Origin of the sequence: Meiothermus sp. (assembly GCF_037443965.1) — a bacterium.
Lineage (GTDB): Bacteria > Deinococcota > Deinococci > Deinococcales > Thermaceae > Meiothermus.
Genome location: NZ_JBBINI010000001.1, coordinates 128,655 through 152,623, shown reverse-complemented (window position 1 = coordinate 152,623; position 23,969 = coordinate 128,655). Strand labels below are relative to the sequence as shown.

General features: G+C 60.6%; 28 protein-coding genes. 16 read left to right on the top strand and 12 right to left on the bottom strand.

All coding sequences use genetic code 11. The features are described from left to right. Window positions 1-8: 8 nt before the first annotated feature. The 4 genes from WKI89_RS00770 to WKI89_RS00755 all read right to left on the bottom strand — a co-directional run bounded on the left by WKI89_RS00770 (window position 9) and on the right by WKI89_RS00755 (window position 4,547). Complete coding sequence (locus WKI89_RS00770) at window positions 9-986, bottom strand: ABC transporter ATP-binding protein (RefSeq protein ID WP_337867305.1); 978 nt, start codon at window positions 984-986, stop codon at window positions 9-11. 40 nt (window positions 987-1,026) lie between these two features. Beyond that, the gene (locus WKI89_RS00765; RefSeq protein WP_337867304.1) at window positions 1,027-2,508 is read right to left on the bottom strand and encodes an ABC transporter permease subunit; all 1,482 of its coding nucleotides are present in this window, start codon (window positions 2,506-2,508) and stop codon (window positions 1,027-1,029) included. A 252-nt stretch (window positions 2,509-2,760) separates the two neighbouring features. Then, window positions 2,761-3,723 carry an ABC transporter substrate-binding protein gene (locus WKI89_RS00760; RefSeq protein WP_337867303.1) on the bottom strand — a complete coding sequence of 321 codons (963 nt, stop codon included), beginning with the start codon at window positions 3,721-3,723 and terminating at the stop codon, window positions 2,761-2,763. Between the two features lie 104 nt (window positions 3,724-3,827). Then, window positions 3,828-4,547 carry a glycosyltransferase gene (locus WKI89_RS00755; protein ID WP_337867302.1) on the bottom strand — a complete coding sequence of 240 codons (720 nt, stop codon included), beginning with the start codon at window positions 4,545-4,547 and terminating at the stop codon, window positions 3,828-3,830. 102 nt (window positions 4,548-4,649) lie between these two features. On the opposite strand from WKI89_RS00755, the gene surE reads away from it, so the two are divergent. Next, complete coding sequence (surE, locus tag WKI89_RS00750; protein WP_337867301.1) at window positions 4,650-5,384, top strand: 5'/3'-nucleotidase SurE; 735 nt, start codon at window positions 4,650-4,652, stop codon at window positions 5,382-5,384. 2 nt (window positions 5,385-5,386) lie between these two features. Here the strand turns inward: surE and ychF are convergent, their stop codons facing one another. Continuing rightward, window positions 5,387-6,505 (bottom strand): redox-regulated ATPase YchF, encoded by a 1,119-nt coding sequence (gene ychF, locus WKI89_RS00745; protein ID WP_337867300.1) that lies wholly within the window; start codon window positions 6,503-6,505, stop codon window positions 5,387-5,389. Window positions 6,506-6,619: 114 nt separating this feature from the next. Between ychF and WKI89_RS00740 the strand changes: the two genes are divergently transcribed. After that, the gene (locus WKI89_RS00740) at window positions 6,620-6,817 is read left to right on the top strand and encodes a hypothetical protein (protein ID WP_337867299.1); all 198 of its coding nucleotides are present in this window, start codon (window positions 6,620-6,622) and stop codon (window positions 6,815-6,817) included. Between the two features lie 44 nt (window positions 6,818-6,861). On the opposite strand, the gene WKI89_RS00735 is transcribed toward WKI89_RS00740, so the two are convergent. Beyond that, window positions 6,862-7,383 carry a DJ-1/PfpI family protein gene (locus WKI89_RS00735; protein WP_337867298.1) on the bottom strand — a complete coding sequence of 174 codons (522 nt, stop codon included), beginning with the start codon at window positions 7,381-7,383 and terminating at the stop codon, window positions 6,862-6,864. A gap of 31 nt (window positions 7,384-7,414) precedes the next feature. Further along, the gene (locus WKI89_RS00730; protein ID WP_337867297.1) at window positions 7,415-8,908 is read right to left on the bottom strand and encodes a peptidase S10; all 1,494 of its coding nucleotides are present in this window, start codon (window positions 8,906-8,908) and stop codon (window positions 7,415-7,417) included. A gap of 178 nt (window positions 8,909-9,086) precedes the next feature. Here WKI89_RS00730 and WKI89_RS00725 point away from each other — a divergent pair, with 178 nt between their 5' ends. Then, window positions 9,087-9,806 (top strand): hypothetical protein, encoded by a 720-nt coding sequence (locus tag WKI89_RS00725; protein ID WP_337867296.1) that lies wholly within the window; start codon window positions 9,087-9,089, stop codon window positions 9,804-9,806. 58 nt (window positions 9,807-9,864) lie between these two features. Beyond that, entirely contained in the window at window positions 9,865-11,133 is a 1,269-nt protein-coding gene (locus tag WKI89_RS00720; protein WP_337867295.1) for a S41 family peptidase, read from the top strand. Between the two features lie 404 nt (window positions 11,134-11,537). Here WKI89_RS00720 and WKI89_RS00715 read toward each other — a convergent pair whose 3' ends face one another. Beyond that, window positions 11,538-11,942, bottom strand: coding sequence for a thioesterase family protein (locus tag WKI89_RS00715; protein WP_337867294.1), 405 nt, complete (start codon window positions 11,940-11,942; stop codon window positions 11,538-11,540). Window positions 11,943-12,130: 188 nt separating this feature from the next. Here WKI89_RS00715 and WKI89_RS00710 point away from each other — a divergent pair, with 188 nt between their 5' ends. The 8 genes from WKI89_RS00710 (at window position 12,131) to WKI89_RS00675 (ending at window position 18,228) form a co-directional block, all read left to right on the top strand. Beyond that, a complete protein-coding gene (locus tag WKI89_RS00710; RefSeq protein WP_337867293.1) occupies window positions 12,131-13,897 on the top strand; it encodes a M3 family oligoendopeptidase in 1,767 nt (588 codons plus the stop codon). Between the two features lie 81 nt (window positions 13,898-13,978). After that, entirely contained in the window at window positions 13,979-14,182 is a 204-nt protein-coding gene (locus WKI89_RS00705; RefSeq protein WP_337867292.1) for a hypothetical protein, read from the top strand. Window positions 14,183-14,187: 5 nt separating this feature from the next. Beyond that, window positions 14,188-14,868 (top strand): hypothetical protein, encoded by a 681-nt coding sequence (locus WKI89_RS00700; RefSeq protein ID WP_337867291.1) that lies wholly within the window; start codon window positions 14,188-14,190, stop codon window positions 14,866-14,868. A 47-nt stretch (window positions 14,869-14,915) separates the two neighbouring features. After that, window positions 14,916-15,839: a DUF4097 family beta strand repeat-containing protein gene (locus WKI89_RS00695; protein WP_337867290.1), complete on the top strand. Its 924-nt coding sequence runs from the start codon at window positions 14,916-14,918 to the stop codon at window positions 15,837-15,839. A 26-nt stretch (window positions 15,840-15,865) separates the two neighbouring features. Beyond that, complete coding sequence (locus WKI89_RS00690; protein ID WP_337867289.1) at window positions 15,866-16,651, top strand: hypothetical protein; 786 nt, start codon at window positions 15,866-15,868, stop codon at window positions 16,649-16,651. 301 nt (window positions 16,652-16,952) lie between these two features. Next, entirely contained in the window at window positions 16,953-17,396 is a 444-nt protein-coding gene (locus WKI89_RS00685) for a hypothetical protein (RefSeq protein ID WP_337867288.1), read from the top strand. 52 nt (window positions 17,397-17,448) lie between these two features. Continuing rightward, window positions 17,449-17,805, top strand: coding sequence for a hypothetical protein (locus WKI89_RS00680; protein ID WP_337867287.1), 357 nt, complete (start codon window positions 17,449-17,451; stop codon window positions 17,803-17,805). Window positions 17,806-17,829: 24 nt separating this feature from the next. Further along, window positions 17,830-18,228, top strand: a complete 399-nt coding sequence (locus WKI89_RS00675) for a DUF2089 domain-containing protein (protein ID WP_337867286.1) — start codon at window positions 17,830-17,832, stop codon at window positions 18,226-18,228. A 48-nt stretch (window positions 18,229-18,276) separates the two neighbouring features. Here WKI89_RS00675 and WKI89_RS00670 read toward each other — a convergent pair whose 3' ends face one another. After that, window positions 18,277-19,053 (bottom strand): enoyl-CoA hydratase/isomerase family protein, encoded by a 777-nt coding sequence (locus WKI89_RS00670; RefSeq protein WP_337867285.1) that lies wholly within the window; start codon window positions 19,051-19,053, stop codon window positions 18,277-18,279. A 53-nt stretch (window positions 19,054-19,106) separates the two neighbouring features. Between WKI89_RS00670 and WKI89_RS00665 the strand changes: the two genes are divergently transcribed. The 4 genes from WKI89_RS00665 (at window position 19,107) to WKI89_RS00650 (ending at window position 22,516) form a co-directional block, all read left to right on the top strand. Continuing rightward, window positions 19,107-20,801, top strand: a complete 1,695-nt coding sequence (locus tag WKI89_RS00665) for a M14 family metallopeptidase (RefSeq protein ID WP_337867284.1) — start codon at window positions 19,107-19,109, stop codon at window positions 20,799-20,801. Window positions 20,802-20,897: 96 nt separating this feature from the next. Continuing rightward, complete coding sequence (gene infC, locus WKI89_RS00660) at window positions 20,898-21,455, top strand: translation initiation factor IF-3 (RefSeq protein WP_337867465.1); 558 nt, start codon at window positions 20,898-20,900, stop codon at window positions 21,453-21,455. A 325-nt stretch (window positions 21,456-21,780) separates the two neighbouring features. Next, on the top strand, window positions 21,781-22,173 hold the full coding sequence (locus WKI89_RS00655) for a transposase family protein (RefSeq protein ID WP_337867283.1): 393 nt from the start codon (window positions 21,781-21,783) through the stop codon (window positions 22,171-22,173). Window positions 22,174-22,255: 82 nt separating this feature from the next. Continuing rightward, window positions 22,256-22,516 (top strand): hypothetical protein, encoded by a 261-nt coding sequence (locus tag WKI89_RS00650; RefSeq protein WP_337867282.1) that lies wholly within the window; start codon window positions 22,256-22,258, stop codon window positions 22,514-22,516. A gap of 397 nt (window positions 22,517-22,913) precedes the next feature. Here the strand turns inward: WKI89_RS00650 and WKI89_RS00645 are convergent, their stop codons facing one another. Genes WKI89_RS00645 through WKI89_RS00635 form a run of 3 tightly spaced genes read right to left on the bottom strand, consistent with a single transcriptional unit; the run spans window position 22,914 to window position 23,900 of the window. Further along, window positions 22,914-23,207, bottom strand: a complete 294-nt coding sequence (locus tag WKI89_RS00645; protein WP_337867281.1) for a DUF3467 domain-containing protein — start codon at window positions 23,205-23,207, stop codon at window positions 22,914-22,916. After that, a complete protein-coding gene (locus WKI89_RS00640) occupies window positions 23,204-23,557 on the bottom strand; it encodes a roadblock/LC7 domain-containing protein (RefSeq protein ID WP_337867280.1) in 354 nt (117 codons plus the stop codon). The genes WKI89_RS00645 and WKI89_RS00640 overlap by 4 nt, the downstream gene beginning before the upstream one ends. A gap of 10 nt (window positions 23,558-23,567) precedes the next feature. Continuing rightward, window positions 23,568-23,900: a roadblock/LC7 domain-containing protein gene (locus WKI89_RS00635; protein ID WP_337867279.1), complete on the bottom strand. Its 333-nt coding sequence runs from the start codon at window positions 23,898-23,900 to the stop codon at window positions 23,568-23,570. Window positions 23,901-23,969 lie beyond the last annotated feature (69 nt).

The following is a 23,969-nucleotide window of genomic DNA, read 5'->3' as shown; positions in this document are numbered from 1 at the left end:
AATTTATGCTAGCGGTTGGCCTCGAATACCCTGAGTTTGCCCGCTGGTGATAGCCGAACCACTTCCCCCGGCTCGGCTTGCAGCTTTACCACCGCTTCCCCCAGGCCCAAATCCACCCGGCACAGCCGCTCACCCCGACCGCCATACACCGCCAGCACCTTCGCCGGCAGCCCCAGGGGCCCTGGCTGTAGGTCTTCGTAGCGGAAGGCCAGCAGGCCCGGCCCGCTTTGCAACCCTTCTACCTCCCAGGCCAGACCATTGAGTTGAACTCGACTGTTTTGAACCTGCACTGGCAGAAGGTTCAAGCGCCCGAAGGCCCGCGCTGCCGAGAGGGCCTGGGGATGGGCGTACACCTGGGTGGGGGTATCCACCTGCACGATGCGCCCCCCCTCCATCACCGCTACCCGGTCGGCCACTGCGAGGGCCTCGTCGGGGTCGTGGGTGACATGCAATGCGCTCACGTGCTCGGCCCGCAGCAGCGAGGCCACCTCGAGCCGTAACTCCTCGCGCAGCACCGGGTCGAGGGCCGAGTAGGGCTCGTCTAAAAGCAGCAACCGCGGCTTGGCGGCCAGCGCCCTGGCCAGGGCTACCCGCTGCTTCTGCCCGCCGGAAAGCTGGTGCGGCTTGCGGGCGTCCAGCCCAGCCAGGCCCACCCGCTCGAGTAGCTCATGAGCGGCCTCGTGGTTGGGTTTTTTCATGACCAGCAGCAGGTGTTCCAGCGCGCTCAGGTGCGGCCACAGCGCATGATCCTGAAACACATAGGCCAGGCCGCGCTGCTCCGGGGGGTGGTGGGTGACCTCGTCCGGGCCCAGAAAGATGCGGCCGGTGTCGGGCTTTAGCAGCCCCGCTACCAGGTTCAGCAGGGTGGTCTTGCCTGAGCCGGAAGCCCCCAGCACCGCCATAATCTCGCCGGGGGCGAGCTCGAGGGTGACCTCGAACACCCCCGCCTTGCCAAAGTTCTTGGATACGTGTTCCAGTCGCAGCATAGCATGGGCCCAGAGAACATCTGCACAGGGTTGGGGGGGCTTACCCAACCACCCCCCGGCGCGGAACCAACAACAGCAGCAGCGATAAGGCCATCAGCATCAGCCCGATGGCGGCGGCCTCGCGGAACAGCCCGCCGTTCAAGGCCGAGAGTACCGCCACCCCCAGGGTCTCGCTGCCGGGTGCATACAGCATGGCCGACAGGGTGAGTTCGGCCAGGCACAGGGGCAGCACCAAAAACACCCCTGCCGCCAGGTAAGGCCGCAACAGGGGGAAGCCAATCTTCCACCAGGCCCACCCAGGCCGCAGGCCAAACAGCCTGCCCACCCCCACCAGCCGCTCGATGCCCGCTTCCAGCCCCGCCTCGATGGAGCGTAGCATTAGTGCGGCGAAGTTGAGCAGATAGGCCAGCAGCAGAATCCAGGGGGTGGCATAGAGCGGGGTGGGGGCCAGCAGCAGGATGAGCCCAATGGCCAGCAGGGTCCCGGGCAGCAGGTAGTGCATATCCAGCACCTGCCGCAGGCGCTTCATGGCCCCGCGTTGGGGAGCCATCAGCAGCCCCAGCAAAAGCAACAAACCTGTGGCCACCAGGGCCAGCAGCACCGAGTTGGCCAGCCCCTGCCGCACCAGGGGCAACTCCCAGGCCGCCCAAAAGGCGGGCTGAAAAGCCCCCGTAAAGGTGTTGAACAAAGCCCGGCGCAGCAGGCCCACCAGCGGGAAGACCACGGCCACCAGTGCAAACAGCCCAAAGCCAATCCGGGCCACCCATACCAGCCTGGGGCGCAGCGGCCGGGGGGAGGGTTCGCCGCTGGGCTGGCTCGAGAGCAGCAGGGCCGGAACTGCCAGCAGTCCCAGTAGCAGCCCGATGGCCGCCGCCTCGCCCAGGGGGTCGGGGCTGGCGGGGGAGAAGAGCCGCGCATAGGCCAGGGTTGGCAGCGTGTAGACCTGCGCTGGCAGCCCCAGCACCGCCGGAACTCCAAAGTTGCCCAGCAGGGTCAGGTACAGCGCCCCGAAGGCGGCGATTAGGGCCGGGAACAGGGGTGGCACCAGCGCCCGCATCCGCTGCCAGCCCGTCACGCCGTGCACCTCGCACGCTACCAGTAGCGGGGCCAGCTTCGATTCCAGGGCCGGGCGCAGCAGCAGGTAGGCCACCGGTGCGTAGTGGGCCGTCCAGGCCAGCAGGATGCCGCCCACCCCGTAGGGTTGCAGGCCCGCCAGTTGCAAAGCGTACAAAAAGCCCAGTGCCCCCACGAAAGGCGGTACCAGATAGGCAGGCAGCAGCAACGCGTCCCAGCCATGGTGCAGCCTTGCCCGGAAGGCCAGCCAGGCCAGCCCGCCCCCCACCCCCAGGCAAAGCAAACTTCCCAGCAAGGCCAGCAGCAACGAGACCCCGGCTAGGTCGAGCACCCTGGGCAGAATGGCCACATCCCCCAACCCCCGCCAGGCCAGCACCAGCAGGGGCAGCGCCACCCCTAACGATAGGAGCAGCCAGAATGTGGCAGTGGCAAGACGATGGGGACTCATCCGCAGGGTATATTACCGCTCCAGGTGGGGATTTACAGCAGTTCCCGATATCTTCGCAGGTTCTACCACCCAGCCCGGTGGCTATCGTCCAGTTTTGAGGGAGGTTCTTTACCCCTGGGTGACGCCATCTTGGCGAAGGGCGGGCTACCCGGATCGAATGCTTGCGCCATCGAAGCCCATGGGTGCGAGGCGTTCCCTGAGCGTGTCGAAGAGAACGCCTCAGACCGCAGCCTTACCTTCACCACCTGGCGCTTAGCGCAGGTTGAACAGGGTGTTGAACTGGGTCAGTAGATTCTGCCGGTTGGCCTGAATGAAGTCGGCGGCCGAAGGTATCGAGAGCACCTCACCGCTCACCCCAGCGGGGCGGGGGGCCGAGGCGATGACCGGGATATAGCCTTGCTGAGCGAACAGGGCCTGGGCTTCGGGGGACAGCAAGAAGCGCATGAAACGTTCGGCCAGGGCAGGGTTGCGGCTGCCCGCCATTACACCGATGGGGGTTGGCACCAGAATTGCGCCGTCGCGGGGATAGATGACCTTGAGGGGGGCCCCCTGACGGATCAGGTCGCGGATGCCGAAGTCGGTGATGATGGCAATTCCATACTGCCCCTCAGCCAGTTTTTGCTGGAGGATGGGGTTGGACTGCTCGACCTTGAGACCGTTGCGCTGGAGCTGCTCGAAGAAGCTAAAACCAAAGCGCTGGCTGAAAGTACCCAGCGTGGAGAGGGCTGCGCCTGAGAAGTTGGGGTTGGGCATCCCCACCAGGTCGCGGTACTCGGGCTTGAGCAGGTCACGCCAGGTTTGGGGCTCGGGGAGGTTCCCCAGCTTGCGGGTGTTGACCGCAATGCCGTTGTAGAGCAGCCGCACTTCGTAGTAACGCCCGCCCTGGTAGGCAAACTTGACTGGAAAGCCGGGGGTGGTGGCCCGCACCGGACGCAAACGGTTGGCGGCGGCTAGTTCGCGGAAAAAAGTCTCGTCCGCCACCCATAAGAGGTCGGCCTGGGGGTTGCCCGCTTCCAGTTCGGCCCGCAGGCGGGTGATCACCTCGCCGGTACCGCTGCGGAAGACCTGCACATTGACGCCCGGATTGGCCCGTTTGAAGAGCTCAATCATGGGGTTGACGTTGGTCAGCACCTCCGAGGTGTAGAGGGTAAGGGTTTGCGGCTGGGCAAAAGCCAGGCCAAGAGCCAGCAAAGAAGCCAGAATGAGTCGTTGCATGAAGCCTCCGTAACGGGATAACCCTGTAGCAGATTATGCCCTGATTATTGTCATCCCGGTGTCAGGACAAATTTTGTTCCAGGCTGCAAACGGCGCCGGAGGCTTCAAGCTGCGCCGGCAATGATCCGATGATCCTTGAGGGTGATTCCGCTGAGGCCATGTTTGACGCAGAGTTTGTCGAGGTTTTTTTGGCGCTGTTGGGCTCGAGCCGCGTACGACATATTGGCCCCGTGCATCGCAACCGCCACGCCGCGGCCCGGTAGCTGGATGAGGGGGTAGCCCGCCGAGATCACCCGCAGATACCAGTCCCAGTCCCAGTAGTCCGACATCTCCGGGTCGAATAGCCCCAGTTGGTCGTGAAAGAAGCGGGGATAGGCCACGCCAGTAGCCAGCAGGAGGTTGTCGCTTCGGAGCGACTGGGGGCTGGCCTTGAAGTCGAAGGGGATGCGCTCCAGTTCAAGGCCATCGCGTTCCAAAACCAGGTAACCGCCCCGGTAGACCAGACCGGCCTGCGTCCGCAGGGCGCGCACCACTCGGTGCAGGTGGGTGGGGTCGAGCCACCAGTCGTCGTCGTCCAGCAGGGCGATAATCTCACCGGAGGCGTGGGCCAGCCCGGTATTTCGGGCCTCGACCTGGCCCTTGCCCTCGTTGCGCACCCCGACGATCCGGGGGTCGCGCAGGCTGTGGGCGGCCAGAATGCCCGAGCCATCGCCGTCGTCCACCACCACGGCCTCCCAGTCGGGGTAGAGCTGGAGCTGGAGTGAGCGCAGCGCCCGCAGTAGCAGTTGGGGGCGGTTGTAGGTGGGAATCAGCACGCTGACCATGCTTCGATTTCAAAATTAAAGCGCCTTTGTCAGACCTGGTTGGTGCGCTCCCTGACATTTGCTTGACGGGGGCAAACCAAGCTCAGGCTTGTGAGGTAGACGATGCGAATACTGGTCACCAACGACGACGGTATCTACAGCCCCGGCCTGCTAGCGCTGGCCGAGGTGGCCGCGGCTTTTGGCGAGGTGCGGGTGGTGGCGCCCGATGTGGAACAGTCGGCCATGGGGCACGCTATCACCATTGGGCGGCCTCTGCATTACCGCGCCGCCCCTCTGGGGGGCCTCGAGGCCTACCGGGTCAACGGTACCCCCGCCGACTGCGTGGCCCTGGGTACCCACCACTGGGACAAGGTGGATCTGGTGCTGTCCGGCATCAACCTAGGCTCCAACCTGGGTCACGAGATCTGGCACTCCGGTACGGTGGCCGCGGCTAAGCAAGCGGCTTTGCTGGGGATTCCGGCCATTGCCTTCAGCGCCTTCATGAACGGTCGAGAGCCCGATTTCATCCTGCTCAAGCCGTGGGTGGGGAAGGTGCTCGAGGCTCTCTTGCGGGAACCCAGGCCCTTCCTGATCAACGTCAACCTGCCACCCAAACCCAAAGGCATTCTCTGGACCCGGCAGTCGGTGCGGCGGTACGAGGGCCGGATTGTGCCCGGCACCGACCCTATGGGCCGGGCGCACTTCTGGTTTGTGGCCCACCCCGACCACGAGCCCGAGGAGGGCACCGACCGCTGGGCGGTGGGCCACCACTTCATTGCGCTAACCCCCCTGCGCCTCGACCTGACCGACGAGGCCCGCCTGAGCCAGGCGTTTCAGCTAGCGGCCCTGGCCGATTGAGGCTAAACGTTAAACAGGATCAGCACCACGTCGCCGTCCTGCACCACGTAATCCTTGCCTTCGGTGCGCACCCAGCCTTTTTCTTTGGCGCTGGCCCAGCCGCCTGCTTCCACCAGCTTGCGCCACTCGATGACCTCGGCCCGGATGAAGCCGCGCTCGAGGTCGGAGTGGATCTCCCCGGCGGCCTGGGGGGCCTTGGTGCCTTTGCGGATGGTCCAGGCCCGCACCTCCTTCTCGCCGGCGGTGAAGAAGGTTTGCAGGCCCAGGGTGTGGTAGGCGGTGCGCACCAGCCGGTTGAGGCCCGACTCTTCCAGGCCCAAAGCGCGCAGGTACTCCTGGGCTTCTTCCTCGGAGAGTTCGGCCAGTTCGGCCTCAATCTTGGCCGAGACCACCACTACCTCGGCCCCCTCCTGCATGGCCGCTTCGCGCACTTTTTGCACGTGGGGGTTCTGTGCGCCCTCCGGTAGGTCTTCCTCGGCCACGTTGCACACATAAATCACCGGCTTGTAGGTGAGCAGGCCCAGTTCGCGGGCCGCCCGGGCCAGCAGTTCGGGGTCGGTCCCGGTGTGGGTGCGGATGGGCTGCCCCTGGGAGAGGTGCGCTATGAGGGGCTCGAGCGTCTCCAGGAGGGCTTTGTCGTCCTTGTCGCTCTTGGCGCTTTTGCGCAGCTTATCCAGGCGCTTTTCGATGGTCTGAAGGTCGGCCAGGGCCAGCTCGGTGTTGATGGTCTCGAGGTCGTCCAGGGGGTCTACCTTACCCGCCACGTGCACCACGTTGGGGTCTTCGAAACAGCGCACCACGTGGGCGATGGCCGCCACCTCGCGGATGTTGGCCAGAAACTGGTTGCCCAGCCCCTCACCTTTGTGCGCGCCTTTGACCAGCCCGGCAATGTCCACAAACTCCACGTGGGTGGGTACCATGGGCGGCACCCGCTCGCCCTTGATAAAGAGCTTTTGCAAGGCATTCAGGCGGGGGTCGGGCAGGGTGACCACCCCCACGTTCTTGTCAATGGTGGCAAAGGGATAGTTGGCCGCAAGAGCGCCCGCTTTGGTGATGGCGTTAAACAGCGTGGATTTGCCCACATTGGGAAGACCGACGATTCCGACTCCGAGCGATGCCATGGGTTTCCTCTGGTCAGGCCCTCCGGCCTGCACACAAGCGGACATTCTACCCCAGGGGAGGCAAAAGCCCCAAGCCCGGCCCGGTACAATCAAAGCAGTCTCGAGGGGGTGCTTATGGTGACGGTGCTGCTGATCATGCTCGCGCTGGCAGCGGTGTTGTTGATGTTGCAATTTGGCCTCGATACCCAAAACCCGCCCAAACAGCCCGCCGATGTGTTGACCAACGAGAGCTACGTGCTGGTCGCTCTGCTGGCAATGGTCGTGATCGCCGGCCTGGCTACAGCAGTCTTGCTTTATGTTGCTCCGCAGTAAGCTGTTGTGCAGGATTACAGGGATGGTCGAACAACCCAAGGCGCTCAACCGACCAGGCCAAGGTGGGCCCTGGCCTCCTCGGCAAAACCGGCCCAGTCCAGCATGGCCCTAGCCAGGGCCAGGTAGCCCTGGGTGGTGCAGACCTTGCCCTGCCAGTGGTAGGGCGCCTGGCTGCGCTCTAAAGTAGTTCCGGCCAGAGCTTGTTCGGTGATGGGGTGGGCGGCCACCTGGCCCGAAACATGGCCGGCCTCCCACAGCAGTAAAGCTGCGTTGGCCCCGGTGAATACCGCCCGCAGGCTGCTCCATACCTCGCTCAGCCAGTCTTGGTGCTCGGGGTCGCGTCCCAGCTTGCGCATGTTGGGGCCGCCGGGAATCACCAGCACGTCCAGCTCGGGCCGTGCCACAAAGGTGTACTTGGGGGTCCAGACCGCGCCCGCGCTGCCCTCGAGCGCGGTGCGGCCCCGCGCCACGGTAAACCGCTCCCAGCCCAAAAGCCGGGCGGCCTCCATCACCAGCGCCGCCTCGGCTTCCAGGAACCCCGGTGTGACTAAAACGCCTAAACGCATGGGCCCATGCTAGGGGGTGCCTGTTGAGGGGTCAAGTTTTGGAGCGGGGCGCTTTGCGCTTGGGCTGGCCTGGGATCGTACTTTGAATGAACTTCTTCAGGTCGGCGGCCTGCTGGGCCAGCGAGGGCAGGTGCGCGTACATCATGTGGCCGGCGGGGTAGTAGTGCACCTGGATGTTTTTTTGCAAGTGGGGCTCGAGGCTCAGGTGGTTGAGGGTGTAGTCGGTGGCAAAGTAGGGGGTGGCCAGGTCGTAGTAGCCGCTGCCCACGTACACCCGCAAAAAAGGGTTCATCGAGATAGCCTTGCGCAGGGTTTCGCCCACGTTCAGGTACTGGTTCTCGAACTCCTTGTAGCTCCAGTTGGTGTACAGGTTGGACAGAATTTCGTAGGGCAGGTCGCTCTGGAAGCCCAGCTCCTGCCGCACGTACTGGTTGAGGGTAGCGGTGTAGGGCCCCTGGATGGCGGCGTAGCTGGGGTCGTACTCGAAGGTGGCCCCGGCGGCGTCGCGGTCGGTGCCGGTGAAGCGGCTGTCCAGGCGTCCCACGGTTTTGCGCTCGGCGCGCAGGAGTTCTTTGGTGAAGCGCATGATCTCGAAGCGCAGGTTGCAGGCCTGCACATACGCTTCCGAGAGGCCGGTGTAGCGCGCGAGTTTCTGGGCGATACGCTTTTGCTCGGTTGCCGGCAGCTTGCTGCCCTGCATCAGGGCCAGGGTGTACTCGCCCAGGGCGAAGGCCTCCACTTCTTTGAGGAGGGCCTCGAGCGGCTTTTGCTGCAGGTCTCTGGGCAGTTTGCGGTGGTACCAGGCGGTGGCGCTAAAGGTGGGCAGGAACAGGATGTGCGGCAGGTCGTTGCCGGGGTTGAAGCGGGCGGTACTGAAGTCCAGGATGCTGCTCACCAGCATGATGCCGTTCAGGTACATCCCGTGCCGCTCTTGCAGATACCCCGACAGGCCCGCCGCCCGGGTGGTGCCGTAGCTTTCGCCAATCAGGTACTTGGGGCTGGCCCAGCGCCCGTAGCGGTGGGTGTAGAGGCGGATGAACTCCCCGACGCTCTCGAGGTCGCGCTTGAAGCCGTGGTACTCCTTGGTTTTCTCGCCCTCCAGCATGCGGCTGTAGCCGGTGCCCACCGGGTCAATAAACACCAGATCGCTGTCCTCGAGCAGGGTGTGTTCGTTGTTCACCAGCCGGTAGGGCGGCGGTGTGAGCGCCCCGGCATCGCCCATCTCTACCCGCTTGGGGCCCAGCAAGCCCAGATGCAGCCAGACCGACGACGAGCCGGGCCCCCCATTGAAGGAAAAAGTGATGGGGCGTTTGCTCTGGTCGCGCGCACCCTCCATGGTGTAGGCGATAAAGAAGACGGTGGCTTTGGGTTTGTGGCCCTCGGCGGTGCCCTCTTTTTCCGATTCCTCCTTCAATACCATGGTTCCACAGGTGACGCTGTAGCGCAGTTCCTTCCCTCCCGCGTGGATGCTGTGTTGGGTGATGGAAAGCTGGTCTTGGGGGCTGGGTTTGCTTTCTTCTGGCATGGGTCAATACTAATGGGTAGAAGGTGGGTGCCAGGAGGTTTGGGACTGGCAGGCCAAGAAAAGCCAAGGCAAGGGGCCGGGGTCAACAAAACTGCTTACAGCTGGGTATTGGCCCGCTGCTCTTGGTTCTTGGCCAATCCTTATCTAATGCAAAGAATATTGCGATAACCTGACCGGGATGGCGCTGAAGTGGAAATACCTCGTGGGTTGGTTGGTGATAGCAGGGGCTTTGGGGCTGGCCCAGGTAGCTCCCGATGCGGCACAGTTGCTGGAGAAGATGCGTCTGGCCCATGGTGGACAAGCCCTGGCAAATTTGCGAACCTACCAGGAAACCGCGATCCTCACTACTTTTTCCGGGCCGCAACCGGAGCAGCAGCTAACAGTCGTATCATATGTAGATTTTCCGTCCCAAAGACTGCGGGTGGAGTACCGGGATGGCACTAACCTGATACAGGTGATCCAGGTATCACCTACCGGAGGCCAGAGCTGGAGTGTGGTTTCGGGTAGCAAGGCCCTCGAGCCCGCCCTAGCCCAGGAGCTGCGGAGCGGGCTTTTCCAGACCTGGTATGGCCTGCGTTTTGGCGGAGCCCGGCGTGAACTGGCGCGGCTTGAAGGAAGACGCACGTTTGGCGATGTGACCGGACAAGCCGTGGTGGTGAGTACCCAGGGAAGCAAGACCACCTATCTGGTAGGTTCCCAAAACCAACTGATTGCCGAACGCTACCAGAACACCCAGGGACAACTGACGGTGCTGTATTCCGATCTGCGAATGGTTTCAGGCATTCGCATCCCTTTCCAGGCCCGTCTTTATGCCGATGGAATCTTGTTTGCAGAAGCCAGGGTACGCGAGGCCAGGGTAAACCCGGTACTGGGGCCCGAGACCTTCAAGCTGCCGTGATGGGTCAAGATGTGACCTAAGCAACCCACACCTAAGAAATAGGCGCTAAAAATAAAGCATGGACAACCGGCGGCTTTGGGGGGTTGTGTTGGTGTTGTGGGCTGGGCTGAGCTTTGCCAGCCCGGCGCAGGATTTGCTCAATGAAGTAAGTCGTTTGCTGAATGATTACTATGGAGGTTTTTCCCAGGTCAGGCCGCAGGAACTAAGGCAGAAATACCAGGGGGAACTCGATAAGGTCTGCGCGGGGGAGGTAGCCTGTCCGACCAACAAAGTATTCCCCTTGATCCAATCGCTGATCGCCGAAATTGGGGATCGTCACACCCGCTATTTCACCCCGGAAGATTATGCCGAAGTGCAGCGTCGGTTGGCCGGAACGAGCAGCAACCGCCCACAATTAGGGGTGCAACTACAGCTGGTGCCGGGCTTGGAAGGCTTGTTGGTGGTAGAGGTAAGTGCCGAAACGCCTGCCGAGGAAGCCGGTTTGCGCCGAGGAGATCGCATCCTGGCGGTGAATGGCGAGGCTTTGCCACAGGCTGAATCGGAGCGCAACAACTTTTTACGCGATCGTTTGGGGGCTGGCGAGCCGGTAAACCTTACCATTCAACGGGCGCAGCAGCGCTTCGAGGTGCAGGTGCGCCCCCGGATCATTTCCTTGCGCCAGCTACCCTCGCTGGCTTTGCGTTCGGATGGGGTAGCGGTGTTGCGTATCCCCTCGTTCAGCGGTTACCAGCAGGTGGGGCCGCGCATTCACGAACTGGTGCGCCAGGCCCAGGCGGCCGGGGCCAAAGCCATGGTGATTGACCTGCGCAACAATGGGGGAGGGGTGTTGAGCGAATGTCTGGTGGGGGCGGGTGCTTTTGTAGAGGAAACCTATCGTCGTTTGCAGGACAACATGCGCTCTAGCGAACAGGGCTACAAAGAGGGCTATTACTACTTCCGTTCGGGAGGCCGGGAACGCCCTCAATACGAGGTACGGGCCGTCCGCTGGACGGCCCCAGTGGTGGTGCTGGTTAACGAGCGTACCGCTTCGTGTGCCGAATACTTCACCTTCGATTTGCAAGAAGGCCGCCAGGCCCAGGTGATTGGACAGCCAACAGCCGGTGTGGGCAACACCGCTACCATTTTTCTGCGCTTGAGCGATGGCTCTGGTCTGCAAGTGACCACCTCGAGGGCCCAGCGCCGCGATGGTAGCTTTTACCCCGACCGGGTGACGCCTACCCTGAGCTTTTCCGACGACTGGCAAGCCCTGGCTGAGGGGCGCGATGTGATGTTGGAAAAGGCCGTTGAGCTGTTGATGGGTGTGAATGTGGGCGTAGATGAAGAATGAGGTTGTACAGCGTTGCCGAAATGCCGGTGTGTAGGCAGTAGCGACTCAGAGCGGTTCTCGAAAAGAACCCAGCCATCCCGTTGGTCGGGTTGGTTCGCCACCCTTCGACGGTGCACCAACCGAATCTGGTATCAAAAGTCAAAAAACTATGCTGAACTCGTTTTTTTCCTGCTAGTCTTAGCGGCAAAAATAGAGGGAACCGCGATATGCCAAATCTGTCTGTGGATGACCTAAATGTTGATGAAAGAGACCCTTGAATGCGCCCTAGGCAAAGTCGCTTGCGCGATTCTGGTGCGAAGCACTAGGTGCAGAGCACTAGGTGCAGAGCACTAGCATAGCCGGAACCTAACTGACGCGTTTAGCGTCCCTCACGTGTAGAGTTGGTCTTGGATCAGGCTTGATCATCACAGACCTTCTACCGGCTCGCTTTCCAGAGTCCGAATAGCATTGCGAAACCAATCGGGGATGCGGGCGGGCCTGCCGTCTTCCAGCCAGACCACCACCACCTTGATGCGGGCGGCAAGATCTCCGCTGGCCCAAATTTCGCTGAGGGTACGGAAGCTCGAGTTGCCCACCTTTTCGACGCGGATGGCAATTTCTACCGAGTCACCAAATAGGATGGGCCGGATGTAATCTACCTCGGCCCTGGCCATCACGAAATTGCCCCCATCAATGGCTGCACCCACCCGCCTCAGGTAGTGGCCCCGGGCAATTTCATCGTAGGTCAGATAAACTGCGTTGTTGACGTGTTTGAGGGTGTCTAGGTCGCTAAAGCGTACTTCAATCGGGAGACGCAGGGGAAAGCTCATCCCCAAGATTCTAAAGCTACAGCAACCTGCCTCCGGTTCCTCTTGGATTCTCGGCAACCTCGAGCATGGACAGCGGATCGCACTCTTCACAGCCGTGGCCTCCCATCCGGGGGCCACGGCTGTGAAGGACAAAGCAATCGAGTTGTGAGCGGCTCAACAAATGTGAAGAGTGGTCTATACTCCGTTCTATGAGCCAAGCCGTAGCCGAACTCCCCACGTGGGATTTAGACTCGCTGTTTCCTGGCCTCGAGTCGGAGCAATTCAAAGCCGCCTGGAGCACCATCCAGCGGCAGATTTCCGACCTCGAGCAGTTTTTTCAGACCCAACGCATCGGGCAGCATGGGCCCGCTACCGATGCCCAAACCTTCCAGACCCTGATCGGCAAGCTCAACACCTTTGGCGAGACCCTGACCCCGCTTTACGCCTACGTGCTGATGCTAGTAGACAGCAACAGCGCGGATATGGCAGCCCAAGCTAAACTTTCCGAACTCGAGTTGCTGTACCTCAACTATCAGCAGTTGCGCCCGCGTCTGAATCATTGGCTGGCTGGACTAGACGCCGAAAAAGTAGAAGCCAAAGATTACAGAATCCTGATTGACGAGGCCAAGGTGCAGGCCCAACACATGCTTTCCGAGCCTGAAGAAATTCTGGCCTCGGAGCTTTCGCTTTCGGGTGGGCGGGCCTGGGTCAAGCTGCACGGCAACCTGACCAGCCAGATCGGTGCGGTGGTGAATGGGGAAGAACTGCCCATTACAGCGGTTCGCAATCTGGCCATGAGCCCGGATGAGGCCGTGCGCAAAGCTGCCTATGAAGCCGAACTGAGCGCCTGGAAAGCCAATGAGATCGCCATCGCGGCGGCCTTAAATGGCTACAAGGGCGAAATCTCGACCCTGAATCGCAGGCGCGGCTGGGTGGATGACCTAGCCCCAGCACTCTTTGATAACCGGATCAAGCGAAAGACCCTGGAAGCCATGCAGAAGGCGATGGTGGAAAGTTTTCCCCACTGGCGGCGCTATTTCAAGGCAAAAGCCAGGGCGCTGGGAAAGAAAAAGCTGGACTGGTGGGACCTCTTCGCCCCCATTGTGCGGCCCGGCCAGACCCCCAAAAAGTGGAGCTGGGAAGAGGGCCGGCGCTTTATTGTGGAGCACCTGTCGGGCTTCTCGCAGGCTGCCGCGAGCCTGGCCGAGCGGGCCTATGCCGAACGCTGGATGGACGCCCCGCCCCGCAAGGGCAAGGTGGGCGGGGCCTACTGCACCCCGGTGGGGCAGGGGGCCTCGCGCATCCTGCTCAACCACGAGGATAGCTTCGAGTCTATTTCCACCCTGGCCCACGAACTCGGCCACGCCTACCACAACTACTGCCTGCGCGAGGTGCCCTATCTGTTGCGCCAGGAACCCATGACCCTGGCCGAGACGGCCTCCATCATGAACGAGACGGTTGTAGGAGAGGCGGCCCTGAAGGTACTGCCGCCTGCCGACCAACTGGCGGTGTTGGAGGGTGGACTTCAGAGCGCAGCTCAGGTAGTTGTCGACATTCATGCACGCTTTTTGTTCGAGCAAGCGGTGTTTGCCAAACGGCGGGAGCGAGAACTCGCGCCAGAGGAGTTCTGCCAGTGGATGCTGGAAGCCCAGGCCCAGACCTACGGCGATGCCCTGGCAACCTATCACCCCTATATGTGGGCGGTGAAGGGGCATTATTACGGATCGAACTACTACAATTTTCCCTATGCCTTTGGACTATTGTTTGGTCTGGCGCTTTACAGGCAATACCTGGAAGAGGGGGAAGGCTTTGTGGCCAAATACGATCAATTGCTGGCCTCGGTGGGCACTTACCCAGCTGAGCAATTGGCGGCCCGGTATGGTTTCAACCTGGAATCGGAGGAGTTCTGGCAAGGTGGTATTGCTGTTCTGGTCGAGAGAATCGAGCGTTTTGAGAGAATCGTTGCGGAGAATTGAAAAAGAGATTTAACAAAATAGAAAGTTAATATTGACAAAATGTAAATCTCTGGTTTATAGTTATGACCAGGGAGGTTAGCTATGTTTGGACACTTCAACCAAGAGGAATTGGTGGCCGGGATCAAGGACAAGATAACCACCTATCGCCAGGAGGCCGAGCAGCGACGCCAAATGCCCAAGCATTCCTTCCGCCGCCGCATCGCCCAGCAGCTTCGGGCCTGGGCCGAGGCTTTGGAGCCAACCCCCAGCTTCTCCCGAACCAGCAAGCGCCTGCGCGGAGCCTGAGCTGCATGGAACTGCCTGCCTACTGGCTGCCCCGGCCCACGCTAGCGCTGGACGAAGCGACCCAAGAGCGCCTCGAGGCGCTCTATGCCCATGCGGTGGCCCCTGGCCGGGGGGACTGGATTCGCAAAAAACTCCCGGTTCCGGCCTGGCAGCTTTTGTGCTGGCTGGCCGACCATAAGGGCCACCTGCTGCATGGCACCGGCGACCCCCGGATTGCCTGTTTTGAACCGCGCCAGTCCCACGATGTGGGCGAGTTCGGCAACCGCAGGGCAGTCTATGCCGCCAGTGACGGGATTTGGGCGATGTTCTTCGCGGTCATAGACCGGGTCAACTACCCTATGTCCATCTCCAATGCCGCGATCCGGCTAGAACTGCCCAGCGGCCAGACCACCGAGCCGTATTACTTTTTCTCCATGACCGACCATGTGCTTTCTCGCCGCCCCTGGCGCGAGGGGGTGGTCTATGTGCTGCCCCGCGACGGCTTCGAGGAGGAAGGCCCCATTGAGCGCGGCATGATCCGGGTGCACACCCACCACTGGGCCAACCCCAGGCCCGTCCGGCCGCTGGCCCGGCTGCGCGTTCAGCCCGGCGATTTCCCCTTCCTGCACAAAATTCGCCCCCACAACGACGCAGTGCTGTTCGAGCGCGCCAAGGCCGACCCCAACGGCTTTCCCTGGATGGACTGAAATGGCCTAGCTTGAGATCATCCAACTTACGAATCGAAGGAGTCTCTGTGAACGAGCGTAGCCGTATCCTAAAACTGGTCGAAGACGGCAAAATTACCCCCGACGAGGCCACCATGCTGCTCCAAGCCCTGGCCGAGGTGGAGGCCCCGGCTCGAGGCTTCGGCTTCGTACCGCCCGAACCGCTTGATTCCCGCGAGGGGGGCAGCCGACGGCTCGAGCGGCTGAGCGAGGCCGCCCGCCAACTGGGTGCCCGGGCCGAGGAAATGGGTCGCCGGGTGGCCGAGGAGTTAGACCCAGTGGTGGGGGTGGGCGAACCCGTCACTGTCTCATACCCCAGCCACCTCCGGTGGTTTAAGGTGCGGCAGATGAGCGGTGACCTCGAGGTTGTGCTGGAGCCAAGCCGGACAGAACCCCTGGTAGAGGGCGAGGTACAACTACGGGGCCGTCGCAGGGGCCCCTTGAAAATGCGTGGAGAGATAGTCGAGAAGGTTCTGGAGAAGCTATACGGTGAGGCCCCGGGCGACGTGGATTTAATCGCTACCGACGACGTGACTGTGCGGCTGCCCCAGGGTTGGGGATTGGCCTGCGAGGTCTTTAGCGGCGATCTTAAGGTGGAAGGTATCCCGTTTGTGCGAGGCCGCGTGACGAGCGGTGACGTCTCCTTGCAGAGTGTGGGCGGTGTGGATTTACAGGTGGTCTCTGGCGACCTAGACGCCGAGCTGCGCCTGACCGAGGGCCAGCACAACCTCGAGCTGCTCGACGGCGACGGCAACATCACCTTTTTGGATAGCTCAGTGCGGGTCGAGGGCAGGCTGCTCCACGGTGACTTCAGCGCCCAAGGCCAGTTCGAGAAGCACAAGCGCAAGGTGTCGGGTACGGTCGGCGAAGGCACTGCCCACCTGCGCGTCGTGATCCACAACGGTGACCTGACCCTGGAAGACCAGAGCCACTACCAAGAGGAAGAGGTTTGAGTATGAATCCCAAACAGGAGGTTCCCATGTCTGAACAAGAACGCATCCAAGCCCTCTTACAAGCTGGCAGGATCACCCAACAAGAAGCCGATCTGTTGCTTTCTGCACTGGACGAAGGTGATGCAGCTGCTCGGCAAGCCGATCAGACGATCAACGAAACGGTGGGCCAGCCCCAGTATGCTCCGTCTGCCTCATCCAGCCAGACCGGTTGGCAACCGCAAGGGCTGCGCTGGGCTCGAGTCAAGCTCACAGCGGGCCAGCTCGAGGTCAAGCTCGATCCCAGCCTCCAGATGCCGGTGGCGGACGGCCAAGCCGAGGTGCGGCAGGTGGGTTCCGACCTAGAGATCACCCCCAAGATGGTCAACAGCAGCTTCCTGGGTGGGTTGCTGGGTGGGCTGGGCTCGCTGGAACTGCGTTTGCCTGCGGGTTGGGGCCTCGACTTGAGCAGCAGGGCAGCCCAGGTCGAAGTCGAGGGCGTGGCCTTCCTCAAGGGCAGGGTCGCCGCCGGAAACGTGGAGCTCAAGGCTGTGGAGGGGCTCGACCTCGAGGTCACGGCGGGCAACATCGAGGGCTCATTGCTGCTGCGGGAAGGCCAGCATCACCTACGGGTCTCGATGGGCAACGCCGAGCTCGATCTGCTGCCGGGCAGCAGCGTCCAGCTTAGCCCAGGGGTCAGCCTAGGTAACCTGGAAACTAGAGGTTTTAGCCGTAGCTATGCAGCGGATGGGTCGGAGGTTCGACAAGTCGGAGAGGGCAAGGCTACCCTCGAGGTTTCGGTGCGCATGGGCAATCTGGAAGCAAGGGCTAGGTAGGTCATGACCAAAGTAGCCAAAGGTTCTATAAAATCAGCCCCTATCCAGGGGGGAACAGCCAAACGACCCAAAAGCAAACGTAAACGGTCTATGGCCCCTAGTCCCCTGCCCACGGTTTTTTTCTTTGCAATCCTCTAGAAACCCTACGGGAAGCCTGTGCCTAGGATTTTGAGTCAGTGTGGTTCATCTGGATTCAAATTCCCCGCTTCGCGACAGGGTTCAAGATAAGCCTAGATAAGGCAACATCAACGAAAGAGCGTTCAGCCAACACTCATCCCAATCGCTAAACAAGGAGCCGCATATGGAAGATAAAAAGCGCATCATGGATATGGTCAAGGAAGGCAAGATCACGGTAGAAGAAGCCCTTCGTTTGTTGGAAGCCATGGAGTCAGGCCGACCCAAAGCGGCTACGCCCAGCGCAGGATACGCCTACGCGGTCGCCACCACCCCCCCGCCCACCAGGGGTATTGCCCGGATGGTTCGCATCGTAGTGGATGGCGAGGATGTAAAAATCAAGGTCAATATCCCCGCAGCACTCGCCAAGTTTGCCTCCAACTTTATCCCACCCGAAGCGCAACGCCAGTTGACCGCCCAGGGCATTGACATTGCGGGCATTCTCGACATGCTCAAAGGTGAGTTGCCCGAAGGCCGTCTGGTGGATGTTGAGATCAACGACGTGGCTAAGATGAGCGATGGCGAATCCAAAATATCTGGCCCCATGAAGGTTTTGATCGAAGTGGTCTGAGCAATAAGAAGGGGTCTTTGGCCCCTCCCTATCCCCTTATGGAGCGATTAGTATGGTGGCAGTGTCTCGAGCGGTTCCTGAACTCGACTTCCTAGGCAAACTGAACTTGGTTCGCCCCCGGTTTGTGTATCTGTGGGTGCGGGTAAAAGAAATCCCGCTGCCCATCTTCTTGTTTGCTCCGTTGGTGATGCTCGAGTTTTTCTTGATGCTGGGCGCCTGGCTGATCCGCAAGTCGGTAACTCGAGATCCCCAGATGGATTTTGCCTTGCAGGCCCTACAGGCGCTGCGGGGCCAGACCTGGGAACTGCGCAAAATGCCACCCTTTGCCTTGGTGGAGGTGGAAGTGAGGCCCAAAGCCTTTGATGTCAAAGCCCCTCAACAGGTCTATGTCAAGATTGGCTTGTGGTGAGGAGAGGCCCGGTTTGGAATCTGTATGAGAGTTTTTCCCATGCCTACCCAATGCCCGGTGCAAGGCTGCAACGGGCGCCTGAACGTGACCGGACTGGTCTGTTCGGAATGCCGTACCGAGATTCGGGGCGAGTTTCAGCCCAACGAGTTTGCCTTGTTGCCGCCTGAACATTTGGAATTCCTGCGCCTCTACATCAAGGTGCGGGGCAACCTCAAGGAAGTCGAGCGAATTTTAGGGCTGTCTTACCCCACCATCCGGGCCCGTTTCGAGACGCTGCTCAAAGTACTGGGTTACGAGTACCAAGACATCCCCGAAACCGGCCCCTCTCCGGAAGAAAAAGAGGCCATCCTGGCTGCTTTGGAAAAAGGCCAGATCAGCGCGGCCCAGGCGGCCGAGCAGCTACGGGCTTTGAAAAAACGCTGAAGTTGTGTCTCAAAGCTGAACGCCAAATATCCTAGCGTGCGACCCAATTTACCTCTTCGAAAATCCCGGAGGTCGTTTCTCAAAAAAAGCTGCGATGCCCTCGGCTAGGTCACCGGTCTCGCGCACCCAGGCATTGGCGATGGAGGCCAGCCGGAAGCCATCCTCGAGGCCCATTCCGGGCAAGGCATTCAGCAGCTCTTTGGTCAGCGAGAGCGAGGTGGGGGCGTTGGCACCGACTTCTTGGGCCAGGGCCAGGGCCTCCTCCATCAACTGCTCCGGTGGTACTACCCGGTTAACCAACCCCATCCGGTAGGCTTCCTGGGCCGAGACCAGCTTGCCGGTCAGGAGTAGTTCTTTGGCATGTTTCTCGCCCACATTGCGCACCAAAATTACCCCCACCAGCGCGGCCACAAAGCCAATTTTCACCTCGGTGTAGCCGATTGGGGCTTGCTCGCTCATGATGGCCAGGTCGCAGGCCGTCGCCAACCCGGCCCCGCCCGCCACTGCCGGGCCATTAATGGCAGCGATGGTGGGTTTGGGAAAGGTGTAAACCCGCTGAAAGAGGCGCATCAGTTCGCGGGAGTGGGCATAGTTGGCCTCGGCGCCCGCAGTAGTCACGCTCTTGAGGAATTCCAAATCGGCCCCGGCGCTAAAAGCCTGGCCGGCCCCGGTGAACACCAGCGCTCGGATGGCCTCGTCTCGCTCGGCAGTTTCCAACGCTTCCAGCAAGTCCTTCACCAGGGTGGGTGAAAGCGGGTTGCGCCGGGTGGGGTCATTCAGGGTCAGGATACGGGTACCCTCATGGTCGGATGCAGTGACCGTCATGCCTCCATGCTACCGGCCTTATACTCGTATGGTCTAAATATCAGAGGTAAACGATGCCCAAACTTGATCTGAGTCGCTACTATACCTACGACGAGCTAACGGCCTTTTTGAACGACGTGGTCAGCGAATATCCCTATCTGACCAAACTGGAATCCATCGGCCAGAGCTACCAGGGCCGCGATATCTGGGTGATCACCCTGACCAACTTTGCCACCGGTTCGGATACTGAAAAACCGGCCTACTGGATAGATGCCAATATCCATGCAGGGGAAGTGACGGGAGGGGCAACGGCCCAGTACACCATCCAGTACCTGGTTTCCAACTACGGCTCTGATGCCCAGGTGACCCGCTTGCTCGATCGCAGTGCGTTCTATATCTGTCCCAGGGTTTCACCTGATGGAGTCGAGCAATACCTGACTACCCCCTACCAGGCCCGCTCGTCGGTACGGCCCTACCCCTTCGAGGACGAGCGCGAAGGTCTGTATCTGGAAGATGTGGATGGCGATGGGCGCATTTTGCAGATGCGCCTTCCAGACCCCAAGGGAGCCTGGAAGGTCTCCGACAAGGATTCTCGTTTGATGCGCCCGAGGGAAGTGGGCGACGAAGGAGGCACCTACTATCACCTCTATCCTGAGGGTTTGATACGCAATTTCGATGGCTATACCGTTCGAGCCGCTCCGCCCAAACACGGTCTAGATCTGAACCGCCAGTTTCCAGCCGACTGGGGGCCCGAAAGCCAGCAGCGCGGTGCGGGCCCATTCCCGGTGTCCGAACCCGAGACCCAGGCATTGGCACAATTCTTTGCTAAACACAAAAACATCAACGGTGTACAAGCCTACCACACCTATTCGGGGGTCATTTTGCGCCCCTACTCGGGCAAGCCCGACGACGCCTTTCCCACCCACGACCTGACGGTCTACAAACACCTGGGCAAAAAGGGCACGGAACTTACTGGCTATCCCGATACTTCGGTGTACCACGGTTTTCGCTACGACCCCAAGACCACTTTGCGAGGTGGTTTTTTCGACTGGCTCTACGAGGATCTGGGTATTTTTGGTTTCTCCACCGAGCTTTGGGATGTGGTGAGTCTGGCCGGGATTGGCGAACAACAGCCCAACGGCATCCTCAAGCGCGACTTTATTGGCTGGTTCCGCTTCCATCCAGAAGACGATGATTTGAAGCTCCTCCAGTTCAACGATGCACACGGTCTGGACGGCTTCAAAAATTGGACCGCTTTTGAGCACCCCCAACTGGGGCCAGTCGAGATTGGTGGCTGGGACTACAAGCGCTTCTGGGGCAATGCCCCGGCCCAGTTTTTGCCTGAAATCGCCCACAAAAACACCCTCTTTTCCCTTTTGCATGCTGAAGTATCACCCAAGCTCAACATCAGGCTAATCAAGGTTGACCGAGCCGCAAACGATATCTTCCGTATTGTTGTGATACTGGAGAACACCGGTTTTTTGCCGACCTACACGAGCGCAAAGGCTCTCGAGAAAAAAGCGGTGGAGGGCATCCGGGTCAAGCTTCTAGTACCCGAAGGGGCCAGACTGGTTGCGGGCGAGGCAGTTTCGGATGTAGGCCACATCGAAGGCCGCTCCAATAAGTTTGAAACGGTGTTTGGGTCTCCTTTTGGCGACCAGGAAAAGAAATTGGAGTGGGTGGTGCAAGCTCCAGCAGGAACCAGCGTGCAGTTGGAAGCGGTTGGACAGCGGGCAGGCACGGTGCGAGCGGTGATCCGGCTGGAGTGATCGAGGTCTGAATTGCCCCAGGCTATGGTTTTTGTGTACACTCGAGGGCGTAGGTAGCCAAACTCAGCCGGGTTTGTTGCCTGCGGAGGTGAAGTTATAACCAGAGATGTTCCAGTTAATGAACGAATCCGGGTGCGTCAGGTACGCCTGATTGACGAGCAGGGGACACAAGTCGGGGTTGTGGATACCCGCGAAGCCTTGCGTATGGCCAAAGAGCGCGAATATGACCTGGTGTTGGTCTCACCCAACGCGGTTCCGCCGGTGGCCCGGCTGCTCGACTACGGTAAGTGGCGCTACGAGCAGCAGCAGGCCGAGAAAGAGGCCCGCAAGAAAGCCAAGCGCACCGAGCTCAAAAGCATGAAGCTCCGCCCCAAAATCGAGGCACACGACTACAACACCAAGGTGGGGCATATTCGGCGCTTCCTCGAGGAAGGGCACAAGGTCAAGGTCACCATTATGTTCCGGGGGCGTGAGATGGCCCACCAGGAGCTAGGACACAAGCTTTTGGAGCGCATCTCCAAGGATTTGGAGGGGATTGGTTTTGTAGAAATGCGCCCAGAAATGCTGGGCCGCGACATGAACATGGTCATGGCTCCTGGCTCCAAGCCCTCCGCTGCGGTCGCTCCCGCGGCTAATCCAAACAATCCCGCATAAGGCTACCGGAGTAGACCCGGTTCGGGAGAGCGGGTTTTTCTCAAGTGCCCTACCACTGATTTTCCCCAAATCCTCGAGCCCCGTGGGACGCGCAGAAGCACAGTTTGCTGCGATGGGCCAAGAAGCGGAGCTTCCCGTGGGGTACAGAGATGCATACGCGAACCGTGTGCATGGCTGGCTTGCTCCCGGATTGCTTTTTGAGTTGCCGGGTTTTAGAAACAATCCTAAACATAATGCCATATTAATTTGGAAGCACATCAATTTGGGGGACTACAGGTGAACGCAAAAGTTTTGGGGTTGTTGCCAGGCTCTTATTATATGCAGCATGAAACTGAACAAACCCATACCCAGCCCCATTCCTTACCTGCTGCAAGTACCTGACCTGCGGGTCCACAACACCACCTACGACTGGCGGATGTTGTTCATGCTGGTGCTGATGGCCTTGGGCAGCGGGCGCACCAACATCCTGGCGATCGCACAGTGGATGCAAGATCAGCGGGACTGGCCGTTGGTGATGGGGTTTGGTCGAAGAAAAACCCGCACGGCCCTGCCGGCCCAGGCCACTATCTACCGCTTCTTGTGGGCCCTGGAGCAGCAAGTGGTCGCCCTGGAAAAGGCCCTGCAGCACCCTGGGGCAACACGAGGAAGGGGGACTGCTGGAGGTCAGCCTGGATGGCAAACACCTCAAGGGCAGCGCGCGGGGGGGTGGAGGGGATAAAGCCATCGTACTGGTCTCGGCTTATCTGAGCCGGTTGGGGCTGATTGGGCGGAGGCCGGGATTCCCTGGGTGTGGACGGGTGATGCGGCCCATACCGAGGCCCCGACCGCCCAGGCGATCCTGCAAAGGGGGGCACTACTTCCTCGCGCTCAAGGATAACCAGGCGGAGCTGAAGGATGGGGCAGCGCACCTGCTGCAGTACCCGCCGGACGATGTGTACTGCTACCACCAGGTGCGCAGCGGGGCGCTATGGGTCTGGCGGGTTCGTACCACCGCCCAAATCCCACCTGACCCGGCGCTAGGCTTTCCTGGCCTGCAACAAGACCCACAAACGTACCGGTGAAGCCTGCGAGGAAAGCGACCTGGCCATTACCAGCCCCAGCCCTGCACAGGCCGATGCCGCCACCCTGGCTTCCCTCAGCCGCGGCCACTGGGCCAGCTAGAACAGGCTGCGTCACAAAAGGGATACCGTCCTGGGTGAGGATGCCTGTCGTACCCGCAAAGCAGCCCAGTCCCTGGCCGCCCTGCGCAACCTGCTACTGGGTTTCCTGTACCAGCTTGCTGCCCCCGTGCTTCGCAGTGTGCGTAGCTTCTCCACCAATCCCATGCCCCTCTTTCGCTGGCTTGATGGGTGTATGTGATAAAGGCCTGACCGATCCGCCTCTTAATCTTCACAACAACCATTTCACAAAACAGCAGGGGACGCAGCTCGCTGCGTCCCTTAGCTTCTACTTTGAGCTTTACGCCCGGTTGCCGGGCAGCTCTTCGGGGATGACCCCGTAGGTCTCCTCGTAGCGCTGGATGTTCTCGGCCAGACTGCGCAGCAGCGCCTTGGCGTGCTGGGGGCTGGTGATAATGCGGCTGGTCACCACAGCCACTACCTGATTGGGCTGTCCGCCGGGCTGCATCAGGGCGAAGTCGAGGTAGAACTCGTTTTTTTGGTGTGAGAAGATGGCGAAATTGGCGTATTTGCCAAGGGCGGTTTCGCGATCAATATCTACGCGCAGCTCGGGTACCTGTGAAACTTCACTCACGATAAAGCCTCCTGGAGGCGTGGAATACTTTTTTTGAGCTGGAAGCGCACCCGACCCAGGCTCTGCACGGAGTCCATCAGCACCACCAGCAAGTACCCACCCTCGAGCGGAACCAGCAGAAGCGGCCCCTCGGGGTACTCTACCATGACTTCTTCCACCTCACCGCGCTCGAGCTCCTGCGACAAAGCCCTGGCAGAAGCCAGCGCTGTGGAGGCTGCGCCCCCTAAAAAATCCACATCCGGGGCCTGATCGGCCCGGACGCTCTCGACCACAAAACCATCCTCGGCTACCAGTGCCGAGGCCAACACCCCTTTGGTGACTTGCAGTTCGCCAAGCACTTCTTGAACCATATCTTCACTCCTAAATGGTTTGAGCCAGGCGTAAGGCCAGACGTGAGAGCTCGTGGCCGATGCTCTTGCGATCGGCACCCTTCTCAACCACGGCTGCCAGGCAGTAGCCACTAAAAACCACCACCAGCACCTCCCGGTGTTCGGTAGCGATGGTGAAGCGCCGCAGGTCGCCCCCCAGGCTTCTGGCCAGGGTTCGGCTGGCCCTTGCGAGGGAGGCCAGCTCGGCAGCCAACAGCTCAGGTTCGGGTGTTTCTTTGCCTGCGCTTTCGATAACCAATCCATCCTGGCCTGCCAGGATGGCCTGGCGCACCCCCAACGGTACGAGGGTCTCGAGCATCTTCATGCACTACCCCCATGCAAATCCCAACCCATACAGGGTTTAGACTAGCACAGCACATGCCAGGGTTCTGCG

What these genes read in the sequence shown, in the direction of transcription:
- WKI89_RS00665 (WP_337867284.1), top strand. Translation starts at nt 19,107, where the DNA reads ATGCCCAAACTTGATCTGAGTCGCTACTATACCTACGACGAGCTAACG.
- WKI89_RS00705 (WP_337867292.1), top strand. Translation starts at nt 13,979, where the DNA reads ATGTTTGGACACTTCAACCAAGAGGAATTGGTGGCCGGGATCAAGGAC.
- WKI89_RS00760 (WP_337867303.1), bottom strand. Translation starts at nt 3,723, where the DNA reads ATGCAACGACTCATTCTGGCTTCTTTGCTGGCTCTTGGCCTGGCTTTT.
- WKI89_RS00765 (WP_337867304.1), bottom strand. Translation starts at nt 2,508, where the DNA reads ATGAGTCCCCATCGTCTTGCCACTGCCACATTCTGGCTGCTCCTATCG.
- WKI89_RS00675 (WP_337867286.1), top strand. Translation starts at nt 17,830, where the DNA reads ATGAGAGTTTTTCCCATGCCTACCCAATGCCCGGTGCAAGGCTGCAAC.
- WKI89_RS00725 (WP_337867296.1), top strand. Translation starts at nt 9,087, where the DNA reads ATGGCGCTGAAGTGGAAATACCTCGTGGGTTGGTTGGTGATAGCAGGG.
- WKI89_RS00735 (WP_337867298.1), bottom strand. Translation starts at nt 7,383, where the DNA reads ATGCGTTTAGGCGTTTTAGTCACACCGGGGTTCCTGGAAGCCGAGGCG.
- WKI89_RS00655 (WP_337867283.1), top strand. Translation starts at nt 21,781, where the DNA reads ATGAAACTGAACAAACCCATACCCAGCCCCATTCCTTACCTGCTGCAA.
- WKI89_RS00690 (WP_337867289.1), top strand. Translation starts at nt 15,866, where the DNA reads ATGTCTGAACAAGAACGCATCCAAGCCCTCTTACAAGCTGGCAGGATC.
- WKI89_RS00740 (WP_337867299.1), top strand. Translation starts at nt 6,620, where the DNA reads ATGGTGACGGTGCTGCTGATCATGCTCGCGCTGGCAGCGGTGTTGTTG.
- WKI89_RS00640 (WP_337867280.1), bottom strand. Translation starts at nt 23,557, where the DNA reads ATGGTTCAAGAAGTGCTTGGCGAACTGCAAGTCACCAAAGGGGTGTTG.
- ychF (WP_337867300.1), bottom strand. Translation starts at nt 6,505, where the DNA reads ATGGCATCGCTCGGAGTCGGAATCGTCGGTCTTCCCAATGTGGGCAAA.
- WKI89_RS00650 (WP_337867282.1), top strand. Translation starts at nt 22,256, where the DNA reads ATGCGGCCCATACCGAGGCCCCGACCGCCCAGGCGATCCTGCAAAGGG.
- surE (WP_337867301.1), top strand. Translation starts at nt 4,650, where the DNA reads ATGCGAATACTGGTCACCAACGACGACGGTATCTACAGCCCCGGCCTG.
- WKI89_RS00710 (WP_337867293.1), top strand. Translation starts at nt 12,131, where the DNA reads ATGAGCCAAGCCGTAGCCGAACTCCCCACGTGGGATTTAGACTCGCTG.
- WKI89_RS00715 (WP_337867294.1), bottom strand. Translation starts at nt 11,942, where the DNA reads ATGAGCTTTCCCCTGCGTCTCCCGATTGAAGTACGCTTTAGCGACCTA.
- WKI89_RS00680 (WP_337867287.1), top strand. Translation starts at nt 17,449, where the DNA reads ATGGTGGCAGTGTCTCGAGCGGTTCCTGAACTCGACTTCCTAGGCAAA.
- WKI89_RS00685 (WP_337867288.1), top strand. Translation starts at nt 16,953, where the DNA reads ATGGAAGATAAAAAGCGCATCATGGATATGGTCAAGGAAGGCAAGATC.
- WKI89_RS00700 (WP_337867291.1), top strand. Translation starts at nt 14,188, where the DNA reads ATGGAACTGCCTGCCTACTGGCTGCCCCGGCCCACGCTAGCGCTGGAC.
- WKI89_RS00670 (WP_337867285.1), bottom strand. Translation starts at nt 19,053, where the DNA reads ATGACGGTCACTGCATCCGACCATGAGGGTACCCGTATCCTGACCCTG.
- WKI89_RS00770 (WP_337867305.1), bottom strand. Translation starts at nt 986, where the DNA reads ATGCTGCGACTGGAACACGTATCCAAGAACTTTGGCAAGGCGGGGGTG.
- WKI89_RS00720 (WP_337867295.1), top strand. Translation starts at nt 9,865, where the DNA reads ATGGACAACCGGCGGCTTTGGGGGGTTGTGTTGGTGTTGTGGGCTGGG.
- WKI89_RS00730 (WP_337867297.1), bottom strand. Translation starts at nt 8,908, where the DNA reads ATGCCAGAAGAAAGCAAACCCAGCCCCCAAGACCAGCTTTCCATCACC.
- WKI89_RS00635 (WP_337867279.1), bottom strand. Translation starts at nt 23,900, where the DNA reads ATGAAGATGCTCGAGACCCTCGTACCGTTGGGGGTGCGCCAGGCCATC.
- WKI89_RS00755 (WP_337867302.1), bottom strand. Translation starts at nt 4,547, where the DNA reads ATGGTCAGCGTGCTGATTCCCACCTACAACCGCCCCCAACTGCTACTG.